At 67.7% G+C, this 15,710-nt stretch carries 9 protein-coding genes and 1 pseudogene; 6 read left to right on the top strand and 4 right to left on the bottom strand.

What is annotated here, in order from left to right:
• Window positions 1-82: 82 nt before the first annotated feature.
• From NLX86_RS21555 to NLX86_RS21545, 3 genes are read right to left on the bottom strand one after another with little or no spacing between them, the layout of a single operon-like run.
• Window positions 83-1,057: an NAD(P)-dependent alcohol dehydrogenase gene (locus NLX86_RS21555; protein ID WP_254373377.1), complete on the bottom strand. Its 975-nt coding sequence runs from the start codon at window positions 1,055-1,057 to the stop codon at window positions 83-85.
• Complete coding sequence (locus NLX86_RS21550; RefSeq protein ID WP_308409625.1) at window positions 1,054-1,257, bottom strand: helix-turn-helix transcriptional regulator; 204 nt, start codon at window positions 1,255-1,257, stop codon at window positions 1,054-1,056. The genes NLX86_RS21555 and NLX86_RS21550 overlap by 4 nt, the downstream gene beginning before the upstream one ends.
• A gap of 23 nt (window positions 1,258-1,280) precedes the next feature.
• Window positions 1,281-1,709 carry a hypothetical protein gene (locus tag NLX86_RS21545; protein WP_254373375.1) on the bottom strand — a complete coding sequence of 143 codons (429 nt, stop codon included), beginning with the start codon at window positions 1,707-1,709 and terminating at the stop codon, window positions 1,281-1,283.
• Window positions 1,710-1,880: 171 nt separating this feature from the next.
• Here NLX86_RS21545 and NLX86_RS21540 point away from each other — a divergent pair, with 171 nt between their 5' ends.
• A complete protein-coding gene (locus NLX86_RS21540; RefSeq protein ID WP_302061576.1) occupies window positions 1,881-2,666 on the top strand; it encodes an HNH endonuclease family protein in 786 nt (261 codons plus the stop codon).
• Here the strand turns inward: NLX86_RS21540 and NLX86_RS21535 are convergent.
• Window positions 2,602-3,123: pseudogene (locus tag NLX86_RS21535) on the bottom strand (M15 family metallopeptidase); the annotation flags it as partial. The gene NLX86_RS21540 and the pseudogene NLX86_RS21535 sit on opposite strands and share 65 nt — an antisense overlap.
• On the opposite strand from NLX86_RS21535, the gene NLX86_RS21530 reads away from it, so the two are divergent.
• From NLX86_RS21530 to NLX86_RS21510, 5 genes are all read left to right on the top strand, one after another.
• Entirely contained in the window at window positions 3,099-3,290 is a 192-nt protein-coding gene (locus NLX86_RS21530) for a hypothetical protein (RefSeq protein WP_254373374.1), read from the top strand. The pseudogene NLX86_RS21535 and the gene NLX86_RS21530 sit on opposite strands and share 25 nt — an antisense overlap.
• A 79-nt stretch (window positions 3,291-3,369) precedes the next feature.
• A complete protein-coding gene (locus NLX86_RS21525) occupies window positions 3,370-3,747 on the top strand; it encodes a hypothetical protein (RefSeq protein WP_254373373.1) in 378 nt (125 codons plus the stop codon).
• Entirely contained in the window at window positions 3,744-4,364 is a 621-nt protein-coding gene (locus NLX86_RS21520) for a BMP family ABC transporter substrate-binding protein (protein WP_254373372.1), read from the top strand. The genes NLX86_RS21525 and NLX86_RS21520 overlap by 4 nt, the downstream gene beginning before the upstream one ends.
• Window positions 4,365-4,683: 319 nt before the next feature.
• Entirely contained in the window at window positions 4,684-15,138 is a 10,455-nt protein-coding gene (locus NLX86_RS21515; protein WP_254373371.1) for a LamG-like jellyroll fold domain-containing protein, read from the top strand.
• 94 nt (window positions 15,139-15,232) lie between these two features.
• Window positions 15,233-15,694 (top strand): hypothetical protein, encoded by a 462-nt coding sequence (locus NLX86_RS21510; protein WP_254373370.1) that lies wholly within the window; start codon window positions 15,233-15,235, stop codon window positions 15,692-15,694.
• Window positions 15,695-15,710 lie beyond the last annotated feature (16 nt).

The following is a 15,710-nucleotide window of genomic DNA, read 5'->3' as shown; positions in this document are numbered from 1 at the left end:
ATGGCTCCTTCCTCCGCCTTGCGATGCACGGCACCAGACCCCGCTCCCTGATCCGGCCTGATCCAAACGAAGGGCCCTAGCCTCACACGCGGACGACGATCTTGCCGCGGGCGTGGCCCTCCATCAGGTAGCGAACGGCGTCGGGGACGTCGGCCAGGGGGTAGGTGCGGTCGATGACGGGGGTAACCGAGCCGGTCTCGATGAGTTCCGCGAGGAGCTGGAGGTCGCTGTGGTGCTGGTGCATGGCGGCGAGCCCGCGCAGCCGCTGGCCGACGAACGGTGACAGCAGGAGCGCGCGTAGCTGGCGGTCGTTGCCGCCGATCCACCTGCCGCCGCCCTCGCCGCCGACGATGACGAGGGTTCCGCGGGTGGTGAGGGCGCGGCGGAGCCGGGCGAGGGGGCGGTTGCCGGCGGTGTCGAGGACGAGGTCGTAGCGGCGGGTGCCGTCGGTGGGGTCGTGGCGTGTGTAGTCGATGACCTCGTCCGCCCCGATGGAGCGGACCAGGTCTGCCTTGGCGGTGCTGCAGACGCCGGTGACGTGGGCTCCGAAGGCCTTGGCCAGTTGCACGGCGAACGTGCCGACGCCGCCCGCGGCGCCGATGACGAGGACGGTCTGCCCGGCCCGCAGTCGTCCGACGTCGCGCACGGCCTGGAGGGCGGTGCATGCGGAAATCGGGACAGCGGCCGCCTGTTCGAACCCGAGGTTCCCGGGCTTCGGCGCGAGGCTGTCCTCCTTGGCGCACGCGTACTCGGCGAACGACCCGTCGCAGGTGCCGTACACCTCGTCGCCCGGCCGGAAGCGGGTGACGTCCGGGCCGACGGCCTCCACACGTCCTGCGACGTCCATGCCCCGGATGCGGACCTTGGGTGCCCGGAGGCCGAAGCCCATGGCGCGGACCAGGTACGGCATGCCCGCCATGAGGTGCCAGACGCCCGGGTCTACGGCGGCCGCGTGGACCCGTATGAGCACTTCGCCGCCGCCGGGTACCGGCTGTGCGACCTCTTCGAGGCGTAGGACGGCCGGCGGTCCGTAGGTGGCGTGGGTGATGGCCTTCACTGGGTCTCTCCCTCGGTTCTGGGGTACTGGAACACGTCGTCGAGCGGAACATCGAAAACACGGGCGATCTGGAAGGCCATCTCCAGGGAGGGCGAGTAGCGGCCCTGCTCGATGGCGATGACGGTCTGGCGGGTCACCCCGATGCGGCGGGCGAGTTCGGCCTGGGTCATCTCGCCGTGGGCGAAGCGCAGGGCGCGGATCGCGTTGGTGACCCTGGTCGGCCTCACCACGGGTGGAAGCCCAGCCGGTAGGCGACGATCTTCGCCGTGGAGCCGAGGACCGACGACAGGACGAACGCCAGGTAGATCGCATTGGCGATCCAGAACTGGTCGAGGTCGGCCATGGCCAGGGCGAGCCCGGCCACGCCGCCGATCACGACGAACGACTGCCCGATGTACTCGCCGAAGCGGTGGATCTCCCGGTCGCGCTGGTCCCTGGTGTTCGCGCCCTCGGGCGAGAGGGCCGCCACCGTGGTGTGGAGCACGATCGAGGCGGCGATCGCCGCGCCGACCGTCCACAGCAGCGCGGACACGTAGGGCGCCTCGGCGAGGGGCACGCCGCCGGGCCGTCCGAGGATGACGGCCAGGTACGCCGCGTACGACGCGACCGTGACCAGGACCATGATCCAGGCGCGTTTCTCTTCGAATGCCACTCCCGCTCCCTCGTGTAAAGAAAACTTGACACTCTGGAGTGTCAAGCAGCTTCGACACGATGTCAAGTTTTCTGTACATGGACGTCTGCGCGGCGGGAGCATCGAAAGGTGCGATGCGGGTACTGCTTAGGATGCTGGGTTCATGCCGCACTCACGCCGGGACCAACTGCCTTGATACGCCTCGCCCTCTCTGCCTGCCGCCGCCGAACCGCCGTCCCGGCAACCGCCCTTGCCGTCGCCCTCGCCGTCTCCGGCTGCACCGGGGCGCCACTGGGCGGCGGCGACGAGGGCGGCGGCCCCGGGCCCGAGCCGGGCGCGGGGAGGTACGGCGTCAGCCCGTTGGACAACCCGGACGGTACGAAGCCGGGGCTCGCGTCCATCACCTCGGACGTGGATCAGGACGCGGCCCGGAAGCTCATCGAGGGTCTGGAGACGAAGGGACGCGGCCCCAAGACCGGCTACGAGCGGGACAAGTTCGGCTACGCGTGGCTGGACACGGCCGACGGGGTCCCGCTGGCCCGGAACGGTTGCGACACTCGAAACGATCTGATGAATCGCGATGGCCAAGAGGTGCGGTTCCGCTCCGGCTCGGACTGTGTCGTCATGGCGATGACCTTGCACGACCCCTACACCGGCAAGAGCATTGCCTGGAAGAAGCAGGAGGCGATGGCTGTCCAGATCGACCACGTCGTGCCGCTGTCGTACAGCTGGCAGATGGGTTCCTCCCGCTGGCCGGAGAGCAAGCGCAGGCAGTTCGCGAACGACGTGCTCAATCTGCTCCCGGTCGACGGGCCCACCAACTCGGCCAAGCAGGACTCCGGACCTGCCTCCTGGCTCCCCCCGAACAAGCAGATCCGCTGCTCGTACGCGGTCCGCTTCGCGCAGGCCGCCCTCAAGTACGAGATGCCGGTGACGGCGGCCGACAAGCGGATGATGCTGACGCAGTGCGGGGGCTGACCTGACCTCGGGTTGAAGCTCGGGCGAGGTCCTGTGGGCCGTAGCGGGCGGTCTCGGCCCCTGTGGCCAGGGCCCAGTAGCGGTCGCCGAAGGACCAGTGCCACCACTCCGTGGGGTAGTTGACCAGCCCCGCGGCGGTCAGGGCGGTGCCCAGGATGTGCCGGTTGGTGCGGGCGGCGGCGCTGATGGTGTCCGCGTGGGTATAACAGGCGCCCGCGCTCTCCTCCGGGGAGGCGTTCATCCGGGTGCCCAGATCCAGTTCGCGGCCGTGGGCATCGGCGAGCGTCAGGTCGACAGCGGCGCCGGCACTGTGAGGTGCGATGTGGGGCGGAGAGAGGTACCGGCTCGCCGCCGCGGTGATCTGCTCGTCCGGCCAGTCGGGATGCTCGGCGCTCAACCGGCCCGCGTACTCCTCGAAGTAGTGGCGCTGCAGTGAGAGGGGGCGGTAGCCCTCTACGACTCACCCGCCCGCTGCGCGCGGCGGCCGCCGAACGCGGGCTGACCGACTACGTCAACCTCTGGTCCGGCCAGGCGGCGCCGCTCACCCGCCGCCGTCCGGCGGGGGAGTACGTAGCGGCGCTGGTCGCCGAGACCGCGGCCGCGCTCGGGGGTGCCCCTGGATAGCGGCACTCGCTCTGGGCGGCCCTGGCTCCCCGTACGTCAATCGCGGGATGTACCGTACGGCGACCCGAACTCCGTACGTATGACCGAGGAGCCGATCGTGAAGCCCGCCGAGGACGCCGCTGTTGCCGCAGCGCCGCCGATCAGCCGTGTGCTGACCAGCCATGTGCTGCCCAGGGTGCTCCTGGCGGCGCTTCCCGTCGCCAGCCTCGGGCTGTTGAGCCCGGTGCCGTCGCTGGTGATCGCGGTACGGCGCGGGGCGCGCGCCGACTGGTTGGCGTTCGCCGCCTTCACCGCTGTAACGATGGCCTGGATCCTGCAGATCGCGTTCACCCCGGAGGAGACGCACGGCTTCCAGTTCGCGGCCGACCTGCTGCTCCTGCTGCTCGCCACGGCGGGGGCCGCGGTGCACTGCCTGCTCGCGTGGCCGTCGGCCGAAACCGCCAGGAGCGCCGAGTGAAGATCAGGCGTACGTGGAGAAATGCCCTGAAGTCCCCTGACAAGCCGCGCCGGTTGGCTGTCGTACGGGAGACGCTCGCTCGCCGGGTGGCCGGCCTCCTGCGGGGGCGGCGCAAGCCCTGGGTGCTCGGCGGGGCGGGTGTCGCGCTGGCCGCGCTCGGCGCCGTATGGCTGTTCGCCGGGGATGGTGAGTCCGGCCCGCCGGACCCGCGGGCGCGCCAGTATGCGGACTTCGACGCGTGTCTGCTGACCGGCCGGGCCGGGGTCGGCGGCCCGGACGCCGTTCCGGTCTGGGCGGGGATGCAGGACGCCTCCGCCGAGACCCGTGCGCGCGTCAACTATGTCCCGGTGATGGGCGAGCAGTCGGTGAAGAACGCCGGGCCGTATCTGAACAGTCTTCTGCAGCGCCAGTGTGACGTTGTCCTGGCCGTCGGAAAGGCCCAGGTGGGGGTCGTCGAGGCCGAGGCGGGACGGCACCCGAAGGTGCGCTTCGTGGTGGTCGACGGCGACGCGACCGCCGCCAATGTGACGGCGGCCGCGTCGGGCGACCGGCTGCCCGAGCGGGTTGCGGATGCGGTGCGAGAGGCGTTCAAGGAGGCTGGTTCGCCCAGGATTTGACGGTATGTCAATGATCATGAAAGTAAAGATCGACTAAAATGATCAACCGGGTGTGGTGATTCGGTAGGCAATGAGGCAGGCTCGCGAGGCTTTTGTAAGCAACGCGTTAGTAAAGGCTGCCTTCATGCGTCCTCGATGGGTCCGCTCCTGCCGCCTCTTCCCACCGGGTCGCACCGGCAGACGAAGAGCGCGCATCACTGCTCTGATCACCATTTTCTCGTTCACTCTGATGCTCTCGACCGAGACGGCCGCAGCGACCGGAGCGACGCTCCCGCGGCTTTCCATGCCCCGGGTTTCGCTCTCCGGGATGTGGGAGTGGATGAACACGTCTCCCCTCGGCACCCCGGAGCAGCGCACCGGCACCGCCCGTGGCAAGAGCCACACCGCCTCGGCTGATGCGACCAGCGCGGACGGCGGCGCAGGCCGCAAGCCCGGTAAGGGCAAGGGTGAACTCGACGCCCACCGCAGGCACGTCGAGACGCCCGAGACGGACACCACGGGCCGCGCGGCGGGCAACGCCAAGAGCTTCAACGCGAAGACCAGTCAGCGGGACGCCAAGAAGTCCGGCGCTACGTCGGACTTCTTCGTCAACGCCGACGGTTCGACGACGGTGCGGCACTATGCGGGCCGGACCAACTTCAAGGCCACCGACGGCACCTGGAAGCCGATCGACACCGATCTGACCCAGGGTTCCGACGGCCGGCTGCACCAGAGCGCCAACTCGCTCGGCGTCGACTTCGCGCCCGCCTCGACCGACGAGGCCCTCGCCACGATCGACTTCGGCGATGGCCGCGAGATCTCGTACGCGCTTCAGGGCGCCGAGAAGGTCGCTCCCACGCTGGACGGTGAGTCCACCGTGACGTACGCGGGCGTGCTGCCGGCCACGGATGTGCGGCTGGTCGCGCTGGCCGAGGGCTTCAAGGAGCACATCGTCCTGCACTCGCGGGACGCGGCGAACTCCTGGACCTTCCCGCTCGACCTCAAGGGCCTGACCCCGCGCATCAGCGCGGACGGCGACGTGGAGTTCACCGACGCGAGCGACAAGGTGGCGGCCACCATCCCGCACGGCTTCATGGAGGACTCCAAGGTCGACCCGCGCTCGGGCGACCGCACCCTCTCGCGCGCCGTGACGTACGAGCTGACCACCGTCGACGGCAAGCCCGCGCTACGGATGACCGCCGACCGGGCCTGGCTCGACGACCCCGCCCGAGTCTACCCGGTCACCGTCGACCCGACGTTCACGGCGAGCAACTCGACGTACACGCAGAACACCATCAGCGGTGACCACTCGACCGAGAACACCCTCAAAGTCGGCTCGTACGACTCAGGCACGAACAAGACCAACTCGTTCCTTCAGTTCTCCTCCCTGGGCACCACCCTCAAGGGCCAGAAGGTCAGCGCCGCCACCCTGAACGTGTATGCCTACTGGTCGGCGACTTGTACGGCGCAGTCGTTCTCGGTGCACCCCATCACCCAGTCCTGGACCCCGTCCGGGGTCACGAGCTACCCCGGGCCGTCCTTCAACGCGACTGCTCTCGGGTCCGCCACCCCGGCGCCCGGGGCCTCCTGCTCCAACACCTCGGCCGACATGGGCGTCGGTGTGAAGATGCCGGTCGCCCTGGGCACCTCCTGGTTCGACCAGGTCGCCACCGGCGGTGCCAACTACGGCCTGGCGATCACCGCTCCCACCACCGACGGCCTGCACTGGAAGAAGTTCCACTCCGACAACTCCACCACCGCAGGCTTCCGCCCGGCGCTGGACCTGACGTACACGGCGAACACCAAGCCGCAGGTCAACGCCCAGTACCCGCCGCAGAACCACCAGGTCAACACGCTCCGCCCGGAGCTGCTGGTCTACGCCAGCGACGCCGACAAGTGGCCGCAGGCGCTGTCGTACTCCTTCGAGGTGTACGACGCCGACTCCGACAGTGAGACCCCGGTGGCCACCTCCGGTGTCATCACCAAGGGCAGCTGGGTGGTGCCTACGGGCAAGCTCCAGTGGAGCAAGAACTATGTCTGGTACGTGAGCGTCACCGACGGCTACGACTCCGTGCTGTACTCGGCGAGCCGATTCTCCACGACGGTGCCGCAGCCGCCCGTCACCTCGGGCCTCGCCCAGAACACCGACGGCCACGACTTCGACGCCAGCGACGGCAACTTCACCACCGACGACACCGACGCGGATGTCCAGGTCACCGGCCCCTCGCTGTCCATCGAGCGCGCGTACAACAGCCTCGACCCGCGCATCGACAGCGCCTTCGGCGCCGGCTGGTCGACCGTCGTCGACATGAAGGCCGCCGAGACCAAGGACGCGGCGGGCGCGGTCACCAGCGTGGTGATCACCTACCCGGGCGGTGAGCAGGTCGCCTTCGGCCGCAACAACGACGGCACCTTCGTGCCCCCGATGGGCCGATACGCGCGCCTGGCGACGGTGACCGGTGGATACACGCTCACCGACAAGGACTTCACCACCTACACCTTCACGCAGGCCACGGCGAAGGCCGGCACGTACGCGATATCCGACATCAAGGACTTCGCGAACCGCACCGAGACCTTCACGTACAACACGTCCAAGCAGCTGACGAAGATCACGAACACCACGTCCAACCGGTCGCTGACCCTGGCTTGGCAGACCCCGGCCGGTGCCACCGTGCCGCACGTCGCCACGGTCGCCACCGATCCGTCGACGGCCGGTGACGCGAACACCGCGCAGACCTGGCAGTACACCTACACCGGCGACCAGCTGACCAAGGTCTGTCCGCCGGCCGACTCGACCAAGTGCGCGGTCTACGGCTACGCGACCGGCAACCACTACCGCACCACCGTCCTGGACGCGGACCCGTTCGCGTACTGGCGGCTGGGCGAGGCGGCCGGTGCGACCGTCGCCAAGGACGCGATCGACCTCAACCAGGGCAAGTTCAACGGCCTGTTCCGCAATGTGACCCTGGGCGGCACCGGCCCGCTGGCCGGCTCCACGCAGAAGGCCGCGAGCTTCAACGGCACCACGTCGTACGTCGAGATGCCGAGCTCCCCGGGCGCCACCCCGTCGTACATGTCCGTGTCGCTGTGGTTCAAGACCACGCAGGCCGGCGGTGTCCTCTTCTACTACGGAGACAAGCCGCTCAGCGCCCCCGACCCGGTCGGCACGACGAAGTACAACACCCCGGCGGTGTACGTCGGCACGGACGGCAAGCTGCACGGCTGCCTGGCCAAGTCGAGCCCCGACTGCAGCATGCTGATCCGCTCGACCGCCACCGTCAACGACGGTCAGTGGCACCAGGCGGTCCTCGCCGGCGCGGCCACCACCCAGACGCTGTACCTCGACGGCGTCGCCCAGGGCTCCGCCGGCGGCAAGATCAACGACTGGCCGCAGCCCTACATCTCCCTCGGTGCCGGTGTGAACACCCAGGGCTGGCCCGACATGAACGCCGCTGACCCGCTCGGCCACTACAACGGCCAGATGGCCGAGGTGGCGATCTACAACGAGCAGCTCACCGCGGACGTGGTCAGCGCGCAGTACCAGGCCGCCAAGCGCGCGGCCGGACTGCTCAACAAGGTCACCACGCCGAACGGCAAGGTCCAGGCGGCGGTCACCTACGGCACCACCGACGACCTGGTCACCCAGGCCACGGACGGCGACGGCGGCACCTGGAAGCTCAACCCCGCCACCATCACCGGCTCTTCGCAGGTCTACCGCTCGGGAGTGATGGGCTCGGCGCCGTCCGGCTACTGGCGTCTGGACGACATAGCCGGCGCGCCGCAGGCGGCCAACGAACTGCACACCGGCTTCGGTACGTACAACAACGTCACCCAGGGGGTGGCGGGACCGTTCGGCACCGGTGATGTGACGGCGGCGTCCTTCAACGGCACCTCGTCGTACGCGGAGATCCCGTACGCGACGCTGCACGCCAAGCCGAACCGGTCGGTCGAACTCTGGTTCAAGACCACCAAGGCCGGCGTGCTCATGAGCGATCAGGCCCGCACTCCCAATGACCCGCTGGGCGCCGGTGGCGCCTATTCGCCGCTGCTGTACGTGGCCGCGGACGGGAAGCTGCGCGGTCACTGGTGGAGCGCGACGGGCAGTGGCACGACCAACTTCGGATCGACGACCACCGTCACCGACAACGTCTGGCACCACGCCGTGCTCTCGGCATCCGGTAGCACGCAGACGATGTACCTGGACGGCGTGAAGCAGGCCGACTACACGGGCGCCGCCAACGACCAGTCGACCACGCGCACCTTCGTCGGAGCGGGCTTCACCAAGGGCTGGTTCAGCTCGCCCTCCGACGTCAGCTACTTCACCGGCTCCATCGCCGAGGTCGCGGTCTACCAGGCCGGCCTCACCGAGGACCAGGTCGAGCAGCACTGGGACGCGTACAAAGCGTCCTCCGGTGTCGCCCCGGTGCGGACGGTGAAGCTGACCGACCCGACCGACAAGACGCTGACCTATGTGTACGACGCGGAGATGGGCAACCGCCTGCTCGCCACGATCGACACCAACGGCAAGCGCAGCACGTACGGCTACGACACGGCGGGCTTCCTGCACACCGTGACCGACGCCAACGGCAACCGCGCGATCACCGGCCACGACATTCGCGGCAACACGGTCTCCCAGACGACCTGCCAGGACACGGCCGCGAACAAGTGCGCCACCGAGTACTCCACCTACTACCCGGACGCGACCACGGCCTTCCCGCCGATGGACCCGCGCAACGACCTGCTGCTGACGGAGCGGGACGGCCGGTCCTCGGGGCCGACCGACAACACGTATCTGACCAGCTACGCGTACGACACGGCCGGCAATGTCACGTCCGTGACCACGCCGCCGGTGCCGGGCGCGCCGAACGGGCGGACGGCTTCGACGACGTACACGACGGCGACGACTCCGGCGATCGGCGGCGGGTACGTCCCGGCGGGTCTCACCGCCGAAGTGAGCACGCCGGGCGGTAAGAAGACGACGTACTCGTACTTCGCCAACGGTGACCTCGCCGAGGCCACCGACGCCAACGGTGCCAAGGTGAAGTTCGGCTACGACAACCTCGGCCGCCAGCTCACCAAGACCGAGATATCCGACGGCAGTCCGGGCGGGCTGGCCACCACGTACGCGTACGACAAGAACGACCAGGTCGTCACCGAGACCAGTCCGCCCGCCACCAACCGGGTCACCGGCGCGGTGCACCAGGCCAGGTCGAGCACGGTCTACGACGCCGACGGAAACGTTCTTTCCCAGACGGTCTCGGACCTCACCGGCGGTGACGCGTCGCGCATCACGTCGATGACGTACAACGCCCGCAGCCAGGTCGCGACCCGGATGGACCCGGGCGGTGAGGTGACCGCCTTCGAGTACGACGTCTACGGCAACAAGGTCAAGGAGACCGACCCAGTCGGAAACGTCAACCAGTACACGTTCGACGCCGAGGGCAAACCGCTCACCACGAGCCTGCTGAACTTCACCGGCGACCCGAACAACCCCTCGTCTCCCACCACCCTGGTGCAGGAGTCGCGGGCGTACGACCCGGCGGGCCGGCTGGCGTCGATCACCGACTCCATGGGCTATGTGACGTCGTACAGCTACACCGATGACGGCCTGTCGGCGACGGTGGTCCGCAGCGACCCCGCCACCGGCAAGTCCTTCACCGAGCAGGCCAACACCTATGACGCCGTCGGGAACCTGATCAAGCAGGTCACCAACGACGGCCGGACGACGAGCACGTTCGCTGTGGACGCCTCCGACCGGACCACGTCCACGACGCTGGACCCGGGGGGCCTGGCCCGTACCACCAAGGTCAGCTACGACCCGGACGACAATGTCGTCTCCGAGACCGACACCGAGCCGTCGGGCGAAGTCAGCACGATGGACACGCTCTACGACAACCTCGGCAACGTCACCGCCAACACCATCCACGACGGTACGACCGCACCGGTCGCCCGCTGGAAGCTCAACGAGACCAGCGGCACCAACGCGGCGGATTCCTCAGGTGGCAACCGCACCGCCAAGGCCACCGGCACTCTGGCGTGGTCGAGCGAGCAGAGTGGCAGTGCCGTGTTCAACGGCAGCAACACCGCGCTCAGCACCACAGGCTCGACCGTGGACACCAGCAGCAGTTTCACTGTCTCGGCGTGGGTCAAGCTCAACTCGACCGCTGCCAGCTACACCGCGGTCAGCCAGGACGGCAACCACCACTCGGCCTTCTACCTGGGCTATGTCCAGTCGCAGAACAAGTGGACCGTTGGATTCCCGACCACAGACGACCCGGCTTCGGCCGGGACCCAGGTGGTCTACTCCAACGCTGCCCCGGTGACAGGGCAGTGGACGCAGCTGACGTCCGTCTACGACGCGCAGACCAACCAGATATCCCTCTACGTCAACGGAGCGCTGCAAGGTACGGACGATCGGTCCTCCAACTGGTCCGCCAACGGGAACCTGCAGATCGGCAGGGGCAAGTACGCGGGCGGGTACGCCGGCTACTGGCCCGGCGGGATCGACGACGTCCAGGTGTACGGAGAGGCGCTGAGCGCCGGCCAGGTCGCCGCCGTTCATGGCGGCACGCTTCCGGCGGCCGGCAGCTCGGTCCGCACGACCACGTGGAAGCTGGACCAGCGCGGCCTGCCGGTCGCGATGACCGACGCGAACGGCAACACGACCGACTACGGCTACGACGACGCCGGTCAGCAGACCACGGTCACCGAGCCGACGGTCAACGCGGAGTCGAACGGCGGCACGGCTGTCGCCATCCGTCCGGTCTCGATGACGGGCTACAACACCTTCGGCGAAGTCACCGAGACCTCCGACCCGCTGGGCAATGTCGTCGTCACGGCGTACGACGCCGAGGGCCAGGAGTCCTCGACGACGATGCCGAACTACACGCCGCCCGGGTCGGGCACCCCGATCACGGCCACGGCCTGGAACGAGTACAACAAGCTCGGACAGGTCACCGCCGAGGTCGACCCGCTCGGCGCCCGCACCGAGTACACGTACTCGCAGCTCGGCAACATCGCCTCGGTCACCGAACCCGGCGGTGCGGTCACCCGGTACACGTTCTCCAACAACGGCGACCAGCTGTCGGCGACGGAGCCGGACGGAGCGCGCCAGGAGTCGACCTACGACTTCCTGGGCCGTCCGGTCACCAGCACGGACATCGTGCGCCAGCCCACCCAGCGCGCGTACACCGAGATCAACCACTACGACGCGCCCGGTGGCGAGCTCTCCCGGACGGTGAGCCCGACCGGGGTCACCAACTCCTACGAGTACAACCCGCTCGGCGAGGTCACCTCGGTCACGGACGGCGCGAACCAGACCACGCGGTTCACCTACGACATGGACGGGGAGCTGGTGACGTCGCTGGACCCGGACGGGACCAGCACCAAGAACACGTACAACGGCTTCGGCGAGCTGGTCAGCACCAGCGACCTGGGGGTGGGCGGCAATGTGCTGCGCACCAGCAGCTCGGCGTACGACCGCATGGGCAGCCCGGTGTCGGTGACCGACTACCGCGGTCACACCACCACGGTGACGATGGACGCCACCGGTGTGGTCACCAGGGCGGTGCAGCCGGTCTCCGAGACCGAGTCGATCACCACGACCTTCGGCTATGACGCGGCCGGCAACCGGACCCGCTTCACCGACGGGCGCGGCAACCCGTTCGTCACGACGTACAACTCGTGGGGCCTGCCCGAGTCGGTCATCGAGCCGTCCACTCCGGAGCACCCGAACGCCGTGGACCGCACGTTCACCACGGTTTACGACGGGATCGGGCGCCCGAAGGAGCAGCGCTCGCCGGGCGGCGTGGTCATCACCAACACGTACGACACCAAGGGACGGCTGAGCAAGCAGGCCGGCACGGGTGCCGAGGCCGAGACGGTGGACCACACCTACGGCTACGACGCCAATGACCGCGTCACCTCGGTCGCGGGCAGGGGAGAGGACAAGAACACCTTCAGCTACGACGACCGCGGTCAGCTGCTGTCGGCCGCCGGTCCCTCCGGATCCTCCTCGTTCGCCTACAACGGCGACGGCGCGATGACCTCGCGTACGGACGCGTCGGGCACGTCCTCGTACGGCTACGACACGGCCGGACGACTGGCGGCGGTCAACGACGGTGTCACCGGCACCGCGATGACGCTCGGCTACGACACCAACTCCAACGTCACCTCGGTCGACTACGGGGCCGGCAAGTCCAAGCGGACCTTCGGGTACAACGCGCTGGAGGAGCTGACCTCGGACCGGCTCACCTCGCCGACCGGCAAGGAGCTGTCCTCGGTCACGTACACGTACGACCTCAACGGCAACGAGACGTCGAAGACGACGACCGGGGTCGCCGGGGCAGGCACGAACACGTACACGTACGACTGGGCGAACCGTTTGACGTCCTGGAACAACGGGACCGCGACGGAGCAGTACGGCTATGACGCGTCGGGCAACCGGACGCGGGTGGGCGGCGACACGTACACGTACGACGCGCGGAACCGGCTCACGTCGGACGGCAAGAACACGTACAGGTACACGGCTCGCGGCACGATGAGCCAGATCACCGATGACGGCGGTGTCTCCACGGGCATCAAGGCGGACGCGTTCAACCGCGTGATCAACGAGGGCGAGCGGACCTACGTCTACGACGGTCTGGACCGTGTGCTCACCGCGACGGAGACCGACGGCAGCCAGCCGTTCGACTTCTCCTACAGCGGGGCCGGTAACGATGTGGCCTCGGACGGCTACAACATGTACAGCCGCAACGCGGACGGCACGGTGCTCGGCATCAAGTCGGGTACGACGGCGGTGCTGGCACTGACCGATGTGCATGACGACCTGGTGGCGCAGTTCACCGCGTCCGGTGAGGCACTGTCGGGTTCGACGACGTACTCGCCGTTCGGCATGGTCCTCGCGTCGAGCGGGATGGTCGGGCAGCTCGGCTACCAGTCGGGCTGGACGGACCCGCAGACGGACAAGGTCAACATGGCCGCGCGCTGGTACAGCCCGCAGACCGGCCAGTTCAACAGCCGGGACACGGCGGACGTTGATTCGCCGACGTCGTCGATCAAGGCGAACAAGTACGCGTACGCGGACGCCAACCCGATGACGGTCACCGACCCGACCGGTCACTGGGGCTTCCTGAAGAAGGCCTGGAACAAGGCGAAGAAGAAGGTCAAGAAGACCGTCAAGTCGGCTTGGCACAAGACCAAGAAGGCCGTCAAGAAGGTCGCCAGGGTCGTCAAGAAGGCCGCGAAGAAGGTCAAGAAGGCGGTCAAGCGAGTCAAGCGGGCGGTGCGGAAGGCAGTGCACCGGGTCCATGACTCGTACAAGAAGGCCAAGAGATACGTCAAACGGACCTATAAGCGTGTCAAGCACTACGCCCACAAGGTCACCAAGACGGTCAAGAGGGCAGTCAAGAAGGCTGCCAAGACCGTGAAGAGCGTGGCCAAGAAGGTGGTCAAGGCCGCCAAGAAGGTAGGAAGAGCAGTCAAGAAGGCCGCCAAGGCCTCGGCGAACTGGGTCAAGCAGAACGCGGCCACCATCGTGCCGATCGTGGCGGGAATCGCGGCTGCGGCCGCGTGCACGGTCCTGACGGTCGGCGTGGGCGCGGTGGCGTGTGCGATCGGCGCCGGAGCGCTGATCAACGGTCTGAGCTATGCGATGAGCGACGGCCCCAAGACGCTGGGCGGGTTCGTCGGCGCGGTGGCGGTAGGCGCGGCCACGGGCCTCATCGGCGGCGCCGCGGGCGGCGCGGCGGTCCGCGCCCTGTCGGGCAGCGCGGTCGGCGCGATCACGCGCGGGGCGGTAACGGGCGCGGCAGCCGGGGCGGGAGAGAACGCGGCAAGCTACGGCTTCTCCTGCGCCAACAGCGAAGAAGGCTGCAGCGTCAGCGGCGCAGCCAAGGCCACGGCGACAGGCGCGGCGCTGGGCGGCGTCTTCGGCGCGGCGGCAGGCAAGTTCGGGCCGAAGGCGCAACGGGAGGATGGCCCGCAGACGTGCAAAGTGCCAGGCGCCAAGCACAGCTTCACCGGGGTGACCCCGGTCCTGCTGGCCAACGCCACGGCGAAGCCCATTTCCGAGGTGAAGGTCGGGGACTACGTCCTCACCGCAGAGCCCGGCAAGAAGAAGCAGGAGAAGCACCGCGTCAAGGCGGTGATCGTCACCAAGACCGACCGTGAGTACGTCGATGTCGTCGTAGCCACGAAGGCGGGCCCGAAGACGATCCAGACCACCAAGCACCACCAGTTCTACGAGGCGTCCGGTAACTCATGGACCAAGGCCGGTGACCTCAAGCGCGGTCAGCAGCTCCAGAACGGCTCGGGTTCCCAGACGGCGATCGTCGAGGTCAAGTCGTATGAGGCGCAGCGCGTCACCTACGACCTGAGCATCGAGGGCCTGCACACGTACTATGTGCTGGCGGGGCCCACGCCGGTCCTGGTTCACAATTCCAACTGCTCCAGTAACGCCAAGATACTTGGCGAAAATCTCGAAGCTTCTGGAGTGACCCGTCCTGCGGAGACTGCCGCACATCATATTGTGGCCAGCACCTCTCCGAAGGCGGCAGCGGCGCGACAACAACTGGCGAAGTTCGGAATCGATATCAATGACGCGGGTAACGGTGTGTTCTTGCCGCGCGGGTCGGCGTCGGTTAACCCATCAGGCGCTTCGGTGCATTCGCGAATCCATACGAATGACTACTACGCCAATGTCAACAACCTGATTGGCGGCGCGAGAAATGCCAGTGAAGCCCGAGATGTTCTAGGTCACCTGCGAAGGCAATTGCAAGGTGGGTACTGGCCGTAGGTGAGCGTGTAACCTTGCAGCGGGGCGGCCACGCCTTCGTGGCCGCCCCGCTGCAAGGCGGTAGCGGACTTGAAGTGGGCAAGGGAGGCTGGCTATGCGGCGACCGATTGACTCTGCGCTTGACGTGGTGCAGGGCATCATTGACCAGGTGGGATCGGGTCGAGAGGTTCCGGCTGCCGAGGAAGTGATGGCGGCTGTCCGTAGTTTCGAGCAGATTGAATTCGACGTCCCGGGCAGTGAAGATTCCGACGGATTTCTCTTTCAGTATGGCAAGGTGAACTGGTTTTCCGAGCCGACATTCACGTTGGGCTTCGTGCGTCAGCTAGAAATCGTTGACGCCGATGGAGAACATGAAGGGTACTCGCAGGTGCAGCTTGAGTATCGATACCGAGTCGACGCCGACCTAGATTCGCTTGAGGGTCATACCTCCTGGTGGTTTACCGAAAGTCAGACTCCGTTTAGTGAATGGCTTGAATCAGTGAAGCGGGATCCTGTTTGGGGGATTATTCGGGGGAAAATTCCTACAGGCTTTGACGTATCGCAGGAACTGGCCTGACCTCAGACTGGGGGAG

The sequence above is a fragment of the Streptomyces sp. A3M-1-3 genome (assembly GCF_024213665.1).
Lineage (GTDB): Bacteria > Actinomycetota > Actinomycetes > Streptomycetales > Streptomycetaceae > Streptomyces.
The sequence above is the reverse complement of the archived record's forward strand: the minus strand, read 5'-3'. Positions and strand labels throughout refer to the sequence as shown.

Bases quoted from the DNA above. Each gene is read 5' to 3' on its own strand.
- NLX86_RS21510 (WP_254373370.1), top strand. From the start codon at position 15,233: ATGCGGCGACCGATTGACTCTGCGCTTGACGTGGTGCAGGGCATCATT.
- NLX86_RS21515 (WP_254373371.1), top strand. From the start codon at position 4,684: ATGAACACGTCTCCCCTCGGCACCCCGGAGCAGCGCACCGGCACCGCC.
- NLX86_RS21525 (WP_254373373.1), top strand. From the start codon at position 3,370: ATGACCGAGGAGCCGATCGTGAAGCCCGCCGAGGACGCCGCTGTTGCC.